Annotated in this window: 20 protein-coding genes; 10 read left to right on the forward strand and 10 right to left on the reverse strand. The window is 63.1% G+C overall.

The features are described from left to right. Nucleotides 1-49: 49 nt before the first annotated feature. A complete protein-coding gene (locus GM909_RS03545) occupies nucleotides 50-256 on the forward strand; it encodes a DUF3126 family protein (protein WP_157014816.1) in 207 nt (68 codons plus the stop codon). Nucleotides 257-275: 19 nt separating this feature from the next. Here GM909_RS03545 and GM909_RS03550 read toward each other — a convergent pair whose 3' ends face one another. Beyond that, entirely contained in the window at nucleotides 276-1004 is a 729-nt protein-coding gene (locus GM909_RS03550; protein WP_157014817.1) for a hypothetical protein, read from the reverse strand. A gap of 149 nt (nucleotides 1005-1153) precedes the next feature. Between GM909_RS03550 and GM909_RS03555 the strand changes: the two genes are divergently transcribed. Next, a complete protein-coding gene (locus tag GM909_RS03555; protein ID WP_157014818.1) occupies nucleotides 1154-1681 on the forward strand; it encodes a gamma carbonic anhydrase family protein in 528 nt (175 codons plus the stop codon). A gap of 125 nt (nucleotides 1682-1806) precedes the next feature. Here the strand turns inward: GM909_RS03555 and GM909_RS03560 are convergent, their stop codons facing one another. The 3 genes from GM909_RS03560 to GM909_RS03570 form a co-directional block, all read right to left on the reverse strand. Beyond that, complete coding sequence (locus GM909_RS03560; protein WP_157014819.1) at nucleotides 1807-2412, reverse strand: transglutaminase-like cysteine peptidase; 606 nt, start codon at nucleotides 2410-2412, stop codon at nucleotides 1807-1809. 180 nt (nucleotides 2413-2592) lie between these two features. Beyond that, nucleotides 2593-3213 carry a PilZ domain-containing protein gene (locus tag GM909_RS03565; RefSeq protein ID WP_157014820.1) on the reverse strand — a complete coding sequence of 207 codons (621 nt, stop codon included), beginning with the start codon at nucleotides 3211-3213 and terminating at the stop codon, nucleotides 2593-2595. A gap of 134 nt (nucleotides 3214-3347) precedes the next feature. Continuing rightward, nucleotides 3348-3983, reverse strand: coding sequence for a PAS domain-containing protein (locus GM909_RS03570; protein WP_157014821.1), 636 nt, complete (start codon nucleotides 3981-3983; stop codon nucleotides 3348-3350). Nucleotides 3984-4337: 354 nt separating this feature from the next. Here GM909_RS03570 and GM909_RS03575 point away from each other — a divergent pair, with 354 nt between their 5' ends. The 7 genes from GM909_RS03575 to GM909_RS03605 all read left to right on the forward strand — a co-directional run bounded on the left by GM909_RS03575 (nucleotide 4338) and on the right by GM909_RS03605 (nucleotide 10316). Then, the gene (locus tag GM909_RS03575) at nucleotides 4338-5063 is read left to right on the forward strand and encodes a rhomboid family intramembrane serine protease (RefSeq protein ID WP_157014822.1); all 726 of its coding nucleotides are present in this window, start codon (nucleotides 4338-4340) and stop codon (nucleotides 5061-5063) included. Nucleotides 5064-5171: 108 nt separating this feature from the next. Beyond that, the gene (locus tag GM909_RS03580; RefSeq protein ID WP_157014823.1) at nucleotides 5172-5603 is read left to right on the forward strand and encodes a CBS domain-containing protein; all 432 of its coding nucleotides are present in this window, start codon (nucleotides 5172-5174) and stop codon (nucleotides 5601-5603) included. A gap of 359 nt (nucleotides 5604-5962) precedes the next feature. Further along, on the forward strand, nucleotides 5963-7045 hold the full coding sequence (locus GM909_RS03585; protein ID WP_157014824.1) for a 2,3-butanediol dehydrogenase: 1083 nt from the start codon (nucleotides 5963-5965) through the stop codon (nucleotides 7043-7045). 189 nt (nucleotides 7046-7234) lie between these two features. Beyond that, complete coding sequence (gene gatB, locus GM909_RS03590; RefSeq protein ID WP_157014825.1) at nucleotides 7235-8734, forward strand: Asp-tRNA(Asn)/Glu-tRNA(Gln) amidotransferase subunit GatB; 1500 nt, start codon at nucleotides 7235-7237, stop codon at nucleotides 8732-8734. A 2-nt stretch (nucleotides 8735-8736) separates the two neighbouring features. Further along, nucleotides 8737-9228 carry a GNAT family N-acetyltransferase gene (locus tag GM909_RS03595; RefSeq protein ID WP_157014826.1) on the forward strand — a complete coding sequence of 164 codons (492 nt, stop codon included), beginning with the start codon at nucleotides 8737-8739 and terminating at the stop codon, nucleotides 9226-9228. 160 nt (nucleotides 9229-9388) lie between these two features. Further along, nucleotides 9389-9787: an NADH:ubiquinone oxidoreductase subunit NDUFA12 gene (locus GM909_RS03600; RefSeq protein WP_157014827.1), complete on the forward strand. Its 399-nt coding sequence runs from the start codon at nucleotides 9389-9391 to the stop codon at nucleotides 9785-9787. Between the two features lie 136 nt (nucleotides 9788-9923). Beyond that, nucleotides 9924-10316, forward strand: a complete 393-nt coding sequence (locus GM909_RS03605; protein WP_157014957.1) for a DUF2155 domain-containing protein — start codon at nucleotides 9924-9926, stop codon at nucleotides 10314-10316. A gap of 109 nt (nucleotides 10317-10425) precedes the next feature. Here the strand turns inward: GM909_RS03605 and aat are convergent, their stop codons facing one another. The 6 genes from aat to GM909_RS03635 form a co-directional block, all read right to left on the reverse strand. Next, complete coding sequence (gene aat / locus GM909_RS03610) at nucleotides 10426-11037, reverse strand: leucyl/phenylalanyl-tRNA--protein transferase (protein WP_157014828.1); 612 nt, start codon at nucleotides 11035-11037, stop codon at nucleotides 10426-10428. Between the two features lie 129 nt (nucleotides 11038-11166). After that, on the reverse strand, nucleotides 11167-12510 hold the full coding sequence (accC, locus tag GM909_RS03615) for an acetyl-CoA carboxylase biotin carboxylase subunit (RefSeq protein ID WP_157014829.1): 1344 nt from the start codon (nucleotides 12508-12510) through the stop codon (nucleotides 11167-11169). A 7-nt stretch (nucleotides 12511-12517) separates the two neighbouring features. Further along, on the reverse strand, nucleotides 12518-12997 hold the full coding sequence (accB, locus tag GM909_RS03620) for an acetyl-CoA carboxylase biotin carboxyl carrier protein (protein ID WP_157014830.1): 480 nt from the start codon (nucleotides 12995-12997) through the stop codon (nucleotides 12518-12520). A gap of 14 nt (nucleotides 12998-13011) precedes the next feature. Beyond that, nucleotides 13012-13464: a type II 3-dehydroquinate dehydratase gene (aroQ, locus tag GM909_RS03625; RefSeq protein WP_157014831.1), complete on the reverse strand. Its 453-nt coding sequence runs from the start codon at nucleotides 13462-13464 to the stop codon at nucleotides 13012-13014. 136 nt (nucleotides 13465-13600) lie between these two features. Next, a complete protein-coding gene (locus GM909_RS03630; protein ID WP_157014832.1) occupies nucleotides 13601-14419 on the reverse strand; it encodes a DsbA family protein in 819 nt (272 codons plus the stop codon). Between the two features lie 27 nt (nucleotides 14420-14446). Next, complete coding sequence (locus GM909_RS03635; RefSeq protein ID WP_157014833.1) at nucleotides 14447-15850, reverse strand: M48 family metalloprotease; 1404 nt, start codon at nucleotides 15848-15850, stop codon at nucleotides 14447-14449. A 124-nt stretch (nucleotides 15851-15974) separates the two neighbouring features. On the opposite strand from GM909_RS03635, the gene GM909_RS03640 reads away from it, so the two are divergent. Further along, nucleotides 15975-17123, forward strand: coding sequence for a pyridoxal phosphate-dependent aminotransferase (locus GM909_RS03640; protein ID WP_157014834.1), 1149 nt, complete (start codon nucleotides 15975-15977; stop codon nucleotides 17121-17123). Nucleotides 17124-17128 lie beyond the last annotated feature (5 nt).

Here is a 17128-nt window from a genome sequence, read left to right on the forward strand (position 1 = left end):
CGGCTCCAACAGCGCGCTGTGCGCCTCGATTGCCCAACGGAGAAGTCGATTGAAACCGGACGAAATCAGAAAGCTGGATGCTTATTTCAAGCGCACGTTTCAAAACCCCACGCTGGAAGTGAGGGCGCGGCCGCGCAAGGACGATTCGTGCGAGCTCTATCTGGGCGACGAGTTCCTGGGCATCATCTTCAAGGATGAGGAGGAGGGCGAGCTCTCCTACAATTTCTCGATGGCGATCCTCGACATCGATCTTTGACGATTGGCGGCCCTGCCGGCTATCGGCCGGCGTCAAGCAGCCGGGCCGCATAGGCGCGCACGGCCGCATCGAGTGCGCGCCAGTCCTTCAACAGGTGCTCGTGAAACCGGTAGGCGAGACTGAGCTCGGTTCCGATCAGGATGTCGCGCTCGCAGCCGGCAAGGGATTGGCCGGCAAGCGGACCCGTAAGGCAGCGGGCGACGAAACGCCCGCCTTCTTCTTCCGGCCCGATAACGAGCATTTCATTGTCATAGCCTGCCTCCGCCTTCAGGTCATGGAAGGCGAGGCCGGCCGGGCCGGATCTGGATCGAGGGTCCATCAGCGCGCGATAGACGGGCGCGAGACGGCCGGACATGTCGCGCGACATCGTTTGCGGCCGAAGGCTCAGGAAGAGAATATCGGTTCGGTCCGCGGTATGGTTGAAGGCATCGCGCGTATCGGGCCGATAGCCTTCCATGTCGGGCCAATGCACATAGAGATGCACGCTTTGCGCGGCGCCGTTGCGGCGTTCGCTCGCGAATCGGATCGCATTGGCGGGCACGCTCAGCATGTTGGCGCCGATGATGATGCGCTTGGGTGCGATGTCGCTCGTGTGCCCGCCTTCCGACAGCGTCTGGCCGAACCAGTGGCCGGCGGCGCCGACGACAAGCGACAGAACGGCCAGCGCGGCGAATGCGGTGAAAGTCCGTAAGGCAAGCGTGCGGCCGATGGCGACCGCGAAATCGTCCTGGTCTGCAGCCTGCTGCAATTTTACCCCCCAATGCGCCGCGCCGTCATTCGGACAAGCGACGTTCAGCCCTGCCGCGAGCCTCCACTTTTATGGTAAAGCACCGGTAAATGCGGCGGCTGCAATGTGCGTGGCCCGAAAACACTGAGTGATGAGACGAGGGAGTGCGCATGCCTGTTTATGCACTGGATGGACACGAGCCGCGGTTCGAGGACCGTTCGACGAACTGGGTTGCGCCCGACGCGTCGCTGATCGGCAAGCTGGCGATCGCACGCAACGTCAGCATCTGGTTCGGTTGCGTGCTGCGCGGCGACAATGAGGAGATCGCCATCGGCGCCGACACCAATGTGCAGGAGCATACCATCATGCACACCGACATGGGTTTCCCGCTCACCATCGGCAAAGGCTGCACCATCGGGCACCGGGCGATGCTTCATGGCTGCACGATCGGCGAAAACAGCCTGATCGGCATGGGCGCCATCATCCTCAACGGTGCCTACATCGGCGACAATTGCATTGTCGGCGCCGGTGCGCTCGTCACCGAGGGCAAATCCTTTCCGGACGGATCGCTGATCGTCGGCAGCCCGGCCAAACCGGTGCGCGAACTCGACGACGAGGCCAAAGCCGGCCTCAAATGGACGGCCGATCATTATGTCGAAAACGGCCGACGCTTCATGACGGGATTGGAGCCTCTATAGGCCCATCACGATGGTGGTTCCTGCCGGCCATAAAGCGGAGCCGGCCCGGGGAACGGGCCGGCTCCTTTTACCCGGTCGGTGGGGACGGGGAGGGTGGGGACTCGACCGGGAACCCTGCGTTCGATTCAGCGAACGCTGCCGACGGCCACGTCGCGGCCGTCCTCGATCGATACCCACGCGCCGGCGTTGCGCTCCGACTGGCGCTTGAGATAGCGGTACTCGGTATCCGTCCAGGCGAGGACGCGCGACTCGATGTTGTCGAGGATGAAATCGCCGAGATCCGTGCGGACCGACAGCACCGCATGTCCTTCGTCATTGGGCTGTTTGACCACGGTGATGAGCAGGTTGGCCGCCGGAACGCCGAGCGCGATCAGCCGCCGGCGCTTCTCCAGCACGAAATCCTCGCAATCGCCGACGCTGTCGGGATAGGACCAGTATTCCTCGATGCCCCAGATCTCGCGGTCGGTCATCGGGGTGACGGACCGGTTCACCTCGTCGTTGATCTCGATGATCGCGTCCCACAGCTTGGGCGAAAGCTTGACCGGCGCGACACGGCCGGCGCTGCGGCGGCATTCCGCCGGATCGCGCTGGCACAGCTCGAAATGACCGATCGGCTGCGAGGTCCTGCTGCCGGTGGGCATAAACGCGCCGGCAGGCGTTGCGCCGGCACCATGTGCCATGAAGGGTGCGAGAAGCAATGCGCCAAGCAATATACCGACGATTTTACGCATGAACATGTCTCCTCAGTTGAGGGAGACAATGGCATCGCCGGATTTATTTCACGCAAAGCGCCGTGCGCGGATTTGACTAAAGAAATAAAGGATTTGGACAGAAATCCGTTAGGTTTTGGTAAGATATCGGAACGTCCGGGGAACGCGCCATGCGAACGGCAAGCGCTCTCAAACGACGGTTCAGCGCTGGTTGACCGTGCTGAATTGCGCTTCGAGCATTTCGGGCCGCTGGATCATGGCGAACTCGATGGCCACGCCTTCCTCGAAATGCCGCACGACGCGCCCGCGCATCGTGCCGAGCGTCACCGGTGTGCCGACGCCGGGGCGCGTCTCGACCTCGATGGCCGCACCTGACATCGATAGGTCGACGATGCGGCAGCGAAATTCGCGTCCGTCCTCCAGCCTGATCGCGCTGATCGGGTTGCGCGGCGTGACGCGTTCGTGGCGGCGGTCTTCGGGCAGATCCAGCTCGTGCTTGTTGGCGAGCCAGGTGAGCTGTGCCGCGAGACGGTCGCGCTTGCGCTCGGAGGCGATGATGCGGGCGGCGAACCCGTCGTCCTGCTTGCGCGTGATCACGCCTTCCACCCGACCGATATGGTCGAGATAGGCGATCACCTTCTCGCCGAGATGCCCAACCCTTTGCGAACGAAACAGCACATCGCCCGGTGACATGTCGATCACCTGGCAATCGTGCTCGCTTCTGTCCTCGAGCATGAAACGACCGTAGATCGTGACACTCACCCGTTGGAAATAGCGCCGCTCCGGACGCGACGGCACGGATTCGATCGCCGCTGACATCATCTTGTTCCGCCCACCTCTTTGCCCCTGCGCAGCGCAGCGCGCTTCGCTTTGGTCAAAATACTGGTGTGTCGGTTAACAAGCGGTAAGTCCGCGGCACGACAGGGCCGCCTGCGTTCACCATGTATGGCGGCAGATCACTCCGGCTCGCGTCCGCCCTCCAGCACGACGAGGTGCCGGATACGCCGGGTGCCGTCGGTTGCGGCCGCTCCGAGACTGGAGTCGCTCGGGACAAGAGGCGGCACGGCAAGCGCGGGGCGGCTGCCCAGAAAGTGGCGTTCACGCTCCGGATCGATGAAGCGCATGGCGTTGATCCGGTTTTCCACGATCGGCTCGGCGCCCAGCCAGACCGTCTTTTCGGCCGGCGTTGCCACGCCGAGGATCCGTCCGTCCTGCCCCTTGCCGTCGAGGGGGAGAAGGATCAGTTCGAACCCAAGCTTGCGACCATGACGTGTGAGGCCGTCATAGGTCAGCACGGAGACGCTATTCGACGTCAGGGCGGCGTCGGTAAGGCTGGTTATCATTCCCTGGTCGGGCGCGGCCCAAAGCGAAGCGAAGGAGAAGCCCTTGAGCTCACGACCGAGCGTGGCGCAAAGCCGCGTCCCGGCGAGCCGGAACACCGCCTCGCCGCGCAGATCCTGCTCGAGGATGAACGTGTCGGCCAACTGCGCCTTGATCGCCGCCGGCTCGATCTGCGTGCGCTGCGGCGCCGGCCGTCCTTGACGCAATCTGTCCCAATACTGGAAAAGTGCGACTGTTCCTTGGTGTTTCATCTGTTCCCGCCCTTCAAATTCGTCCTGGGTGTCTCACCAGTGCACAGGGGGTGCTTGCCTGCGTGATACATGACGGACTGAGCAGGAAGCGTGCCAGTCGAATTAACGAATTGTTCACGGAGCGCTTCAATCGTGGTTAACAAATGGTTGATATTGCGCAGGCCGCGCGCGGCGTGCTCTACGCCATGAACAGCCGGTTCGCCGGCATTTCTTCAGGTCTGCCAGAGAAATGCCATTTATGGTGACGGTAAAGCGGCGTTTGCGGGGCTGCTTGCTGCGATCTCCAAACGGCCATTTTTTAACGGTTGTTACCGCAAGCCACATCAACGACGACTAGGCCGAGAGAGACCATCCATGCCGAACAGTCCACAGCCCATGCAGAACAGGCACGATGGCGGCAGGCGGGGCGGTCGTGAGCCGGCATTCAACATTCCCGGCGTCGTCCTCGTCTTCGCGGCCCTGTGTGTCGGCATCTTCCTGCTGCAGGCCTATGTTCTGACGCCGCGGCAGAATTTCGAACTGCTGATCGCCGGCGCCTTCATCCCGCTGCGCTATTCGGGCGATTACGGCTATGACCTTTACGCCTTCACCAGCCCGTTTACCTATTCGCTGATGCATGGCGGCGTGGCGCATCTCGTCGTCAACATGATCTGGCTTGCCGCATTCGGCTCGCCGCTGGCAAACCGGCAGGGCAATCTGCGCTTCGTTGCCTTCTGGGCCGTCACGGCGCTTGCCGCGGCTTTGTTGCACTATGTTCTCCACCCACTCAGCGATGCGCCGCTGGTCGGCGCATCGGGTGCGATCTCGGGCATGATGGGGGCGGCGGCGCGCTATGGCTTCTGGATCGACCGCACGGATGGGCGCTCGATATTTGCGGGGCCGATCCTGGGATTGCCGGACATCCTGCGCTCGCGCACCGTCGCCACCTTTCTCGGCGTGTGGATGGTCATCAATATCGTGACCGGGCTGGCCGGCGCGGCGCCCGGCGGCGTGGCGACGATTGCCTGGGAAGCCCATATCGGCGGATTCCTGGCCGGCTTTCTCGGCGTGCGCCTGTTCGACCGGAAGCTGCCGGCATGAATTGTCGGCATCGGCGCCATGGACTTGCAAAGGCTTGAAACCCGGCGCACCATGCCATGCCGGAGATGTGGAAGGGGGCAGACTTGGCATCATGCCCAGGAGGACGCCATGACCGTCAAATCCATCCTAGCCGAGAAAGGCACAGATGTTTTTACGATCGCACCCAATCGCCCCTTGTCGGAGGCGGTGCACACACTCGCCGTGCACAAGATTGGCGCCATCGTCGTGACCAGGGGCGAGGCCAAGATCGCCGGCATCATCTCCGAACGCGATATCGTGCGCGCGCTGGCTGCCGGCGGCCCCGACCTTTTATCGAAACCGGTCTCCTTCGCCATGACGTCCAAGGTGAAGGTCTGTCATGAAGGCAACACTGTCCACGACGTCATGGAGATCATGACCGAGGGTCGGTTCCGTCACCTGCCGGTGGAACGCGACGGCAGGCTGGTGGGCCTCATCTCGATTGGCGACGTCGTCAAGCGGCGCATTCAGGAAGTCGAGAAGGAAGCGGAAGAGATCCGTACCTATATCGCGACCGCGTAGCACCTTGAAGCGAATGCGCGCTAGGAGTAGCCCGCCTTTCTGATCGCCCGAGGATCCGGTGTTCATGATGCCGAATCCGTATCTCGTTGCGGACAATTGATCTCATGACCGCAGTTGCGGTTCGGCGCCGCGGCAGTGCCGACCGCGTCGTCTTGCCTTTCATCGCATGCTCTTGAGCAAATCGTAGACAATCTGTTCGACGCCCGCTACTATAGAGGGCAAAGTAGCAATCAACAACCTAAGGTATGTGTATCAGACAGGGCCGCGATTGCAGTGACCTGGCTGCTCGGAACGGCCCGATTGCGATGACGGCGCCAAGACCTCGATGCGAAGCGCCGCAAGTCAGAAGGCGTGACACCATGAAAGCACTCCGTTTCCATGCAGCGAAGGACCTGCGCGTCGAGCATGTCGACAATCCTGATGCACAGCCTCCTGCCGGCCAGGTTCTGATTCGCAACCGGTTCGTCGGCATCTGCGGCACGGATTTGCACGAATATGCCTATGGCCCGATCTTCATCCCGGTCGAGCCGCATCCCTTCACAGGTGCGCACGGGCCGCAAATTCTTGGCCATGAATTCGGCGGTGTCGTCGAGGCGGTGGGCGATGGGGTTAGCGACTTGGCAGCCGGCGACCGGGTGTCCGTGCAGCCACTCATCATGCCGCGCGCCGGTGACTCTTACACCGATCGCGGACTCTTCCATCTTAGCGAGAATCTGGCGCTGGCCGGCCTGAGCTGGCCATGGGGCGGAATGGCGGAATATGCCATGCTCAACGACTACAATGTGCAGAAGATTCCTGACGAGATGACCGACGAAGAGGCTGCGCTGGTGGAGCCGACGGCGGTGGCGGTCTATGCCTGCGACCGAGGCGGCGTGATGGCCGGCAACAGCGTTCTTGTCACCGGCGCCGGACCGATCGGCGTGCTTACCCTGCTTGCCGCTCGTGCGGCGGGTGCCGAACCGCTCTTCGTGTCGTCGACCAACCCGGCACGGCTCGAACTGGCCTGCTCGATCCTGCCCGAGGTGATCCCCATCAATCCACACCAGGAGCGGCCGGGCGAGGTCGTGCGCGCCCGGACCGAAGGTGGGGTGGGTTGCGACGTGGCGATCGAGTGCGTCGGCGACGAGCATGCGTTGAAAGACTGCGTCGACGCCGTGCGCAAGCAGGGCATCGTTGTCGAGACGGGGCTCCATCCGCACGAAAATCCACTCGACTGGTTTCAGGTTACCTTCAAGGACATCGACGTGCGAGGTTCCTGGGCTTGCCCTACTCACTACTGGCCGCGTGTTATCCGCCTGATTGCGTCCGGGCTGCTGCCGGCCAAGAAGGTCATCACCAAGCGTATCGGCCTCGATCGAGCCGTCGTCGAAGGATTCGATGCTCTGCTCGACCGGTCGGGCAAAAAGGCGCAGTTGAAAATCCTGATCGACCTCGCCGCGTGACTGTCTCGCGCCGGCGAACTCAAGGCTTCGGCGCGCAGCGCTTCCGTCCGATCGGCAATAGCGTCGCATGAATGATGCCGCGCCGTCATGCAGTCAGGTCCGCCCCGTCCGGCGCTCCGAAAGTCTTGCCTCGACGGCACGATTGGTCTAGCGAACCGGCAGTACCCGCCAGACATGATCCGGAACGCTATGAGCATCGTCGATACACGCACGCCCGACCCCAAACGCCTGATTCCCGGAGCCACCGGCGACTGGGAGATCATCATCGGCCTCGAGGTCCACGCCCAGGTCATCTCGAAATCCAAGCTGTTTTCCGGCGCGCCGACCAATTTCGGCGCCGAGCCGAATGCCAATGTCAGCCTGGTCGACGCGGCCATGCCCGGCATGCTGCCGGTCATCAACGAGGAATGCGTCAAGCAGGCAATCCGCACCGGGCTTGGCCTGAAGGCCGAGATCAATCTGAAATCCGTCTTCGACCGCAAGAACTACTTCTATCCCGATCTGCCGCAGGGCTATCAGATCTCGCAGTTCAAGCAGCCGATCGTCGGCGAGGGCAAGGTGGTCGTGTCCGTCGGTCCCGACCGGCAAGGCAATTTCGAGGACATCGAGATCGGCATCGAGCGGCTGCACCTGGAGCAGGATGCGGGCAAGTCGATGCACGACCAGCATCCCACCATGTCCTATGTCGACCTGAACCGGTCGGGCGTCGCGCTGATGGAAATCGTGTCGAAGCCGGACATGCGTTCGGCCGACGAGGCCAAGGCCTATGTGACCAAGCTGCGCTCCATCATGCGCTATCTGGGCACATGCGACGGCAATATGGACGAAGGCTCGCTCAGGGCCGATGTCAACGTGTCCGTGCGCAAGCCCGGCGGGGATTTCGGCACGCGCTGCGAGATGAAGAACATCAACTCGATCCGCTTCATCGGCCAGGCCATCGACTACGAGGCGCGTCGTCAGATCGCGATCCTGGAGGACGGCGGCACGATCGCGCAGGAAACCCGGCTGTTCGATCCCGCCAAGGGCGAAACGCGGTCCATGCGTTCCAAGGAGGAAGCGCACGACTACCGCTATTTCCCCGACCCCGATCTCCTGCCGCTGGAATTCGACCAGGCCTATGTCGACGCGCTCGCGGTCGACCTTCCCGAACTGCCCGACGAGATCAAGAAGCGTCTCGTCGCCGAACTCGGCCTTTCGGCCTATGACGCCTCGATCATCGTGTCCGACAAGGCAATTGCCGACTTTTTCTGGCAGGTTGCGGCCGGGCGTGACGGCAAGGCCGCCGCCAACTGGGTCATCAACGACCTCCTGGGCGCCTTGAACAGAACTGGCAAAACCATTGAAGAGACTCCGGTTTCGGCCGCCCAGCTTGGCGCCGTCATCGACCTCATCAAGGACGGCACCATCTCCGGCAAGATCGCCAAGGACCTGTTCGAGATCGTCTGGAACGAGGGCGGCGATCCCAAGGAGTTGGTGGAGAGCCGCGGTCTCAAGCAGGTCACCGACACCGGCGCCATCGAAAAGGCCGTCGACGAGGTCATCGCCGCCAATCCCGACAAGGTCGAGCAGGCCAGGGCCAAGCCGACGCTCGCCGGCTGGTTCGTCGGCCAGGTGATGAAGGCGACCGGCGGCAAGGCCAATCCGCAGGCCGTCAACGCGCTGGTGAAGGCCAAGCTCGGGGTCGAGTGACGATGTTTTTGCGCACGGCCGGCGAGGCCGATCTGGCAGCTGTGCGGGCGTTGCTCGTCGAAACCTGGCACGACACCTATGACGCCATCTACGGCCGGGAAAAGGTGACGGCGATCACCGACGAATGGCATTCGCTGCCGGCGCTGCGGGCGCAGCTTACGGCACCCAATTCGGAATTCGTAGTGGCCGATGACGGAACGCGCCTCGCCGGGCTGGCCTTCGCGGTTGCGGCCGAGGACGGAAAGACGGTGCGCCTGCGCCAGCTCTATGTCCGGCCGGGGTTTCAGGGGAAGGGAACCGGCGGACTGTTGTTCGAGGAGATCGTCGACAGCTTCCCCGAGGCCAGGCGCATCGAGCTCGAAGTCGAGGAGGCGAACCGGCGCGCCGTTGCGTTTTACGAGGCGCTCGGTTTCCAGCGCGTCGGCAACACCGCCAATTGCGGTTGCCAGGGATCCGGCATTCCCGCACTCGTCTATGCGAAGACGGTCCGCTAACAGGTAGGAGCGGGGGTAATACCGCAAGACAAAATCCATACGCGATTGCCCCGAGTAACGGGGGTTGGCCAACCTCCACTTGCGTTCGCCGGCCGCTGACGCCATAACGCCCTCGAGCGCCGTGCGTCTCATTTGGACGCGCAAAACACAGAGGATGACGATGTCGCAGTTCCTGAAGCAATTCTTCACCTGGTGGAATGGCCAGACGCTCGCCACGCGCTTTCATACCTGGCGCAAGGGCACCTTTGTCGGCGAGGATGAATTCGGCAACACATACTACCAAGGCGGCAAGGATTCCGAGGGCCGCACGCGCCGCTGGGTCATCTATAGCGGCTATTCGGAGGCTTCGATCATCCCGCCCGGCTGGAATGGCTGGATGCACCATCGCGTCGACACGTCGCCGGCGGATGAAAACTACAAGCCGCGTGAATGGCAAAAGCCGCATCTGCCCAACCTGACCGGCACGCCCGGGGCTTACCGTCCGCCCGGTTCGCTGGCGCGTCCCGGCGAACGCCCGCGCGTGACGGGCGATTACGATGCCTGGACGCCGGGCGGCTGATGCGGGCCCGCCGGCCAGCCGGCGGACGATCTTTTGTCGCCACATTTGGCAGCTAGCCAGAATGACGGACTGATGGTTCGGCACAATGCGACGGGTGGATGATCCGGTGAACAAGCGTCTCAACGCAAAAGCATTCCTGATCGCCGGCGCGGTCTTCACAGCCGTATTGGCCGGACCGGCGCAGGCGGAGCGGATCAAGAATCCGGTCGCCGAATTCACCGGCGTCGACAAGATCACCGGGCGCATCATCACGTTCGACGTCTATGTCGACGAAACGGTGCAGTTCGGCGCCCTGCAGGTTACGCCGCGCGTGTGTTATTCGAGCCCCGAGACCGAGGAGCCGAAAACGGACTCCTTCGTCGAGGTCGACGAGATCACGCTCGACCGCAAGATCAGGCGCATCTTCAGCGGTTGGATGTTCGCCGAGAGCCCCGGCCTCAATGCCGTGGAACACCCCGTCTATGACGTCTGGCTGAAGACCTGCAAGCAGGCCTCCGACGTGCCTGCGCCCGAGGCGAAGGCCCAGTAGAACATGTCCCGCTCAAACGGAATCGTTTGAGCGAAAGGTACATGCTCCAGCATATTGATCTGGCGCGCATATCCTTGCTTCAAACATTTCCGTTCGAAGCGAACGCGCGCTAAAACCGCGCCTCGCCCTTGATCGCCTCTGCGAGCAGCTTCTCATATTGCCGCCTGGGCACGTCGATCGCTCCGAACCGCTTGAGATGCTCGGTCGTGAACTGCGTGTCGAGCAGGATGAAGCCGTGCGCGGCCAGCCGCTCGACGAGATGGACCAGGCACACCTTGGAGGCGTCGGCGACGCGCGAAAACATGCTTTCGCCGAAGAAGGTCCGTCCCAGTGTCACTCCGTAGAGCCCGCCGGCCAACCGGCCGTCCTGCCAGGCTTCGACGGTATGGCAGTGGCCGAGGTCGAACAGCCGTCCATAGGCGTCGCGTATCGGCCCGTTGATCCAGGTGCTCAAACGTTCCTGGCGCACCTCCGCGCAGCCGTCGATCACGCCGTCGAAGTCGTGATCGAAGGCGATTTCGAAGGCGTGGCGGCGTATCGCCTTGCGCAGGCTTCGCGGGATGTGGAAGGCGTCGAGCGGTATGATGCCCCGGGTCTCCGGCCGGACCCAGAAAACTTCCTGGTCGTCGGCGCTTTCGGCCATGGGGAAGACGCCCGACGCATAGGCTCTCAGCAACAGGTCGGTGGGTATGCGATAGCCGGGCGCGAAGGGGCGTGTCATGGCCAAACGACTTTTATGTCGGTCTCCGCTCTTGGCTTTGCCCATACCGTTGCCGGTGACGGGCATTGCCGTATGCAGTCAACAATATAGGACCGCCCGGCGGGCGATCCCAAGCCCCATCTCACCCGCCTATTGCTCCTTGGCCAGATATTTTTCAAGCCAGTGGATGTCGTAGTTTCCGTTTGCAATATCGGCATTGCCGACGAGGTCGCGAAACAGCGGCAGCGTCGTCTGGATGCCGTCGACGACGAACTCGTCGAGCGCTCGGCGCAGGCGCATCATGCATTCCACGCGGTTGCGTCCGTGGACGATCAGCTTGCCGATCAGGCTGTCGTAATAGGGCGGAATCCGGTAGCCGGAATAGACGCCCGAATCGACGCGAATGCCGAGGCCGCCCGGCGTGTGAAAATGGCTGATCGTGCCGGGCGAGGGGGCAAACGTCCTCGGGTCTTCGGCGTTGATGCGGCATTCGATGGCGTGGCCGTCGAAGCGCACCTCATCCTGCGTGACCGACAGGCCGGCACCGGAGGCCACGCGGATCTGCTCGTGCACCAGATCGATACCGGTGATCGCCTCCGTCACCGGATGCTCGACCTGAAGCCGCGTATTCATCTCGATGAAGTAGAAACCGCCGTCCTCGTAGAGGAATTCGATCGTGCCGGCGCCCGAATAGCCGAGCTCGGCGACGGCGTTGGCGCAGACGTCGCCGATGCGCTTGCGTTCCTCGGCATTGAGTGCCGGTGAAAGAGCCTCTTCCCACACCTTCTGATGGCGCCGCTGCAAGGAGCAGTCCCGCTCGCCCAGGTGGATGCCCTGGCCGTGACCGTCGCCCATGACCTGGATTTCGATGTGGCGCGGCTTTTCCAGATATTTCTCGATATAGACCGCATCGTCGCCAAAGGCTGCGCCGGCTTCCGATCGCGCGGTTGCCAGCGCCATCTGCAGGTCGGCCTCGTTGCGGGCGACCTTCATGCCGCGTCCGCCACCGCCGGCCGATGCCTTGATGATGACGGGATAGCCGATTTCCGCGGCGATGCGCTTGGCCTCAATTTCGTCGCTCACCGCGCCGTCCGAGCCCGGCACGACCGGTATGCCGAGGCGCTTTGCCGTGCGCTTGGCCTCGATCTTGTCGCCCATGACGCGGATATGGTCGCCTGTCGGTCCGATGAAGGTGATGTTGTGGGCCGCCAGGATGTCGGCGAACTTCGCGTTTTCCGACAGGAAGCCGTAGCCCGGATGCACGGCGTCGGCTCCGGTGATCTCGCAAGCGGCGACGATCTGGTGGATGTTGAGATAGCTGTCACGTGACGGCGGCGGGCCGATGCACACGCTTTCGTCGGCCAGGCGCACATGCATGGCGTCGGCGTCGGCTGTTGAATGCACGACCACGGTCGGGATGCCGAGCTCCTTGGCCGCGCGCAGCACCCTCAGCGCGATTTCGCCGCGATTGGCGATGAGAATTTTCTGAAACATGGCGGCTCTACTCGATCACCACCAGGGGCTCGCCATATTCGACCGGCTGAGCGTCCTCGAACAGGATTTCGGTCACCGTGCCGGCGCGCGGGGAGGGGATCTGGTTCATCGTCTTCATGGCTTCGATGATCAGCAGGGTCTCGCCTTCGCCCACCTGCTGGCCGACCTGGATGAAGGGCGGGGAGCCGGGTGCTGCGGAGGCGTAAGCCGTGCCGACCATGGGCGAGGGCACGGCATTGCTGGAATTGGCCTTGGACTTCGCCGCCGGAGCCGGCGCGGCGGCTTCGAGCGCCGGCGCAGGCGCCGCGGGTGCGGCGATGGCCGGTGCCGGCGCGGGGGCGACGGTGTTGACGACGGTGCCCTGACGGGACACGCGAATGCGCAGGTCGTCCTGCTCCACCTCGATCTCCGACAGGTTGGTGTCGTTCAATATGTCGGCGAGTTCGCGAATGAGCTGGTTGTCGATTCCCGGTTTCTTGGTCGGCATCGGTCGTGCAATCCTTATTGTTCTTCACGCGCCTGGAGCTGTGGCGCGAGTGCCTGAAGGGCAAGCGTGTAGCCGAGCGGCCCGAAGCCGCAGATCATGCCGACGGCGACCGGCGTGACCATCGAGGTGTGGCGGAACGCTTCCCTGGCGTGAATGTTGGACAGATGAACTTCTGCGACCGGCAATTTGACGCCTCGGATCGCATCGTGAATGGCAATGGAGGTGTGGGAGTAGGCGCCCGGATTGATGATGATCCCCCCGGCCTTTTCTCCCGCCTCCTGGATCCAGTCGACCAGCACGCCCTCGTGGTTGGTTTGCCGGAATTCGGTCGAAATCTGCAGATCCCGCGCCGCCGCCACGCAATCGTCGCGGATTTCGTCAAGCGTCTTGCCACCATAAATGCCCGGCTCGCGCTTGCCCAGCAGATTGAGATTGGGACCGTTGAGTATGAAGACAGTTTTCGACATCTGGACCTCGGGATGTGCGCCGACCCTGGCGGCGCGCCGGACCCTCTATAGTGGGCATAGTCGGCGCAGGAAAGAGCGCAAGCGCCAAGTTCGCCCGTCCACAGAAGCACTTTATGGTTAAAATGAAGTGAGTCCGTCAGCAGACCGCTGCGCCGCATTCGCGCAGATTGGCCACTTTCTCTTCTAGAACGTCCCGGCCGAGCGCGCCGAACACCACTTCTTCGCCGACCACATAGGAAGGCGTTCCGGTGATGGCGAGGCGATTGGCAAGCTCGTAGGTCTCGTTGAAGGCCTGCATGATGGCCGGGTTCTCCATTTCCGCGCGCAACGCCTTCTCGTCGGCGCCGAGTTCCAGCGCGAGTTTCATGGCGCTTTCCTCATTGGCCCGGCCGGCGCCGCCCAAAAGCTGGCGGTGGAACGTGTCGTATTTCTCCGGCATCAGATTGCGGAAGGCCATGGACACGACATGGGCGGCCTGCGAATCCGGCCCCAGGATCGGGAATTCCTTGAGCACGAAGCGGACCTCCGGGTCCGTTGCCGTCATTTCCTCCATGTCCGGCAGGGCGCGCTTGCAGTAGCCGCAATTGTAATCGAAGAATTCTACGACGGTGAACGCACCGTCGGGGTTGCCGACCACACCGTCATATTCGGCTTCGAACAGCGTCTTGGCCGCATCGCGGATGGTCGTGCTTTGTGCCAGCTTCTTCGCTTCTTCCTGCTTGATCTGCAATGCCTCCTGCACATCGAGCAGCAGTTCCGGGTTGGACAAGAGATAGTCGCGCACGACCGTCTCGATGTTTTCGCGCCCGGCATCCGCCATGACCGGCGCCTTGCCGGCGGTTCGGGTGGCCGGCGGGCCGGCATCGGCCGCCTGGCGTGCGGAAACGAACCCGGCAGCCAGCATGGCGGCCGAAACCGCGATCGCGGCGGCGCCGATTGCAACAGCATTCTTCATTTCAATTTCTCCATTCGCCGCAGCGGTTCAATTTTGCCGGCGCGGCGGCTTGGCGTTGATGATGTCCTGGGCCCTGATCCAGTTTGGCGAGCCGGGCTTGAATTTCTGCTGCGAGCGGGTGGCGAATAGCCGCGCGTCCTGGATCTGGCCCGAATAATAGTGACCTTCGGCCGTGGCAAGTTCGGCTTCGCCGATTTCACCGAGTTGGCCGTGCGCCTGGGCGAGGTAGCGGTAGGCGGAAGGGATTTCGCGGTCGCGGTCGAGCGCGGCGGAAATCTGGCGCACCGCCTCGCGCACGGAATCGCGATTGCCGGTCGCCAGCAAGGCCTGCCCGTAGGCGATCTGGATGATCGGCGAATTGGCGCGGTCGAGCTTGCGCGCTGCCGAATAGGCCCGAGCGGCCTCGGCCGGTTGGTTGGCCTTCATCAGTATTTCGCCGCGCATTTCATGGAAATAGGGGTTGTTCGGCCGTTCCCTGATCAGCCCGTCGATCTTGGACAGGGCATTGCGTGGGCTGCCATAGAGATGGGTCGATATGGCGTCGCCATAGCGCCCCGGCAGGCTGCGCGGATTGGACCTGAAAATGCGTGCCGCCGCCCCGGTGCCGCCTGTGTAGGCGGCGATCTTGGCCCGTATCATGTCGTGACGAAGCTGCAGATCGGACGGGTCTTTCCTGGAGAAATAGGGGCTTGCCTGCGCTGCCGCCGTGAGGTTGGCGATGCGCTCGCGCGGCATGGGGTGGCTGATCTGGTAGGGGTCGACCTGGGCTCCCGACAACGCCAGCGAGCTGGCGAAGCGCTTGAACGTATCGAGCATGCCCTGAGCGGACTGGCCGGTTGCATCGAGATAGTGCAGGGCCGAGCGGTCGGCCGTCGTCTCCTCGGTGCGCTGATAGCTCAAAAGGCTGCGCCGCGCCATTTCCGCGCCGCCCATGGCCAGCCCGGCGCCGCCGCCGGCAAGGCCGCCGCTGTCGCTCAGCGCGCCGCCGATCGCGGCGCCCATGCCGAGCAGGCCGGCGACGATCGCCATGGTCTGGGCGCGCGCCAATTGCTGGCGCAGGCGCTCCTGGTGCCCGCCGGCGATATGTCCGGCCTCATGCGCGATCACGCCGATGATCTCGTTGGGGGTTTCGGCCGTCATCAGCGCGCCGGTATTGATGAACATGCGTCGTCCGACGACGAATGCGTTGAAGCTGCGGTCGTTGACCAGGACGATGTCGATGCCGGATTTCGACAGGCCGGCGGCCCGCAGGATCGGCTGCGAATAGTCGCGCACCAGCGTCTCGATCTCCGCGTCGCGGACGATGGGCAGGCTGCGCTGCTGAGCCAGTGCGGCGCTCGAGGGTGCCAGGAACTGTGCCGCGGCCAAGCCGCCCGCCAGGACATGGGTGGCGAATCTGGTGGTGAAACGGGTCTTGATCTTGTTCAGCATGACGGATCAACAGGTAAACGAGCGTAACCACAAAGGAAAGACAGAGCATGCCGGTTCATGGATTTGTGATCCTCAAGCAATCGGGCAATTGTGCGGCGTGTGATTCGTTTGTTCGGGAGTTGCCATGATATCGGTGTCGCAGCGCAGCGCGGTCGAGCCCTTTCACGCAATGGATGTCCTGGCCGAGGCGAACCGGCTCAAGGCCATGGGCAAGCCAATTATCTCCATGGCCGTCGGCCAGCCGTCCGATCCGGCGCCGGCCGTTGTGCGTGCCGCCGCAGCCGCCGCGTTGAAGCACGGGCGGATCGGCTATACCGACGCGCTCGGCCTGAAAGGATTGCGCGAGACGATCTCCAGGCACTATTCGAGCCACTACGGCGTCGATGTGCCGCCTTCGCGCATTGTCGTGACGACAGGTTCCTCGGCCGGCTTCAACCTTGCATTCCTCGCCATGTTCGATGCGGGAGACCGCGTCGCCATCACCGCTCCCGGCTATCCCGCCTATCGCAACATCATGAAGGCGCTCGGGATCGAGGTCGTGGAAATCCCCATGCACGGGCAGGCAAACCTGACACCCGCCAGGCTGGAGGCGGCATGGCGCGAGAGACCGTTCAAGGGGCTGCTTTTCGCCAGTCCGGCCAATCCGACCGGCTCCGTCATCCCGCATGACGAGTTGGCAGCGCTGGTTGCCGCCGCACGCGATCTCGGCGTCAGCCTGATCTCGGACGAGATCTATCACCGGCTGACCTTCAGCGGGCCCGACACGACGGCGCTGGCTTTCGACCAGAACGTCGCGGTCATCAACTCCTTTTCCAAATATTACTGCATGACCGGATGGCGCATCGGCTGGATGGTTCTGCCCGAGGCGCTCTTGCGGCCCGTCGAACGCATTCAGCAGAGCCTCTACATCTCGGCACCGGAGCTCTCCCAGATTGCCGCTGCCAGGGCCTTCGAGGCGACCGACGAACTGGACCGGATCAAGGAGCGCTACCGGTTGAGCCGGAGCATGCTCGCGGAGCGCCTTCCGCAGATCGGTCTAAAGCTTGCCTCGCCCATGGATGGGGCCTTCTACGCCTATTGTGACGTCTCGGCGTTCACCAATGACAGCATGGATTTTGCCCGAAGAATGATCGCCGAGGCGCATGTGGCGGCGACGCCCGGCCACGATTTCGATCCGCTCGAGGGGCACCGCACCATGCGTTTTTCCTATGCCGGCGAGCCGGCCGAGATGGAGCAGGCGGTCGAACGGCTGAAGATCTGGCTGAATACGTGAATCAG

The organism is Mesorhizobium xinjiangense (assembly GCF_009749525.1).
Taxonomy (GTDB): domain Bacteria; phylum Pseudomonadota; class Alphaproteobacteria; order Rhizobiales; family Rhizobiaceae; genus Mangrovimarina; species Mangrovimarina xinjiangensis.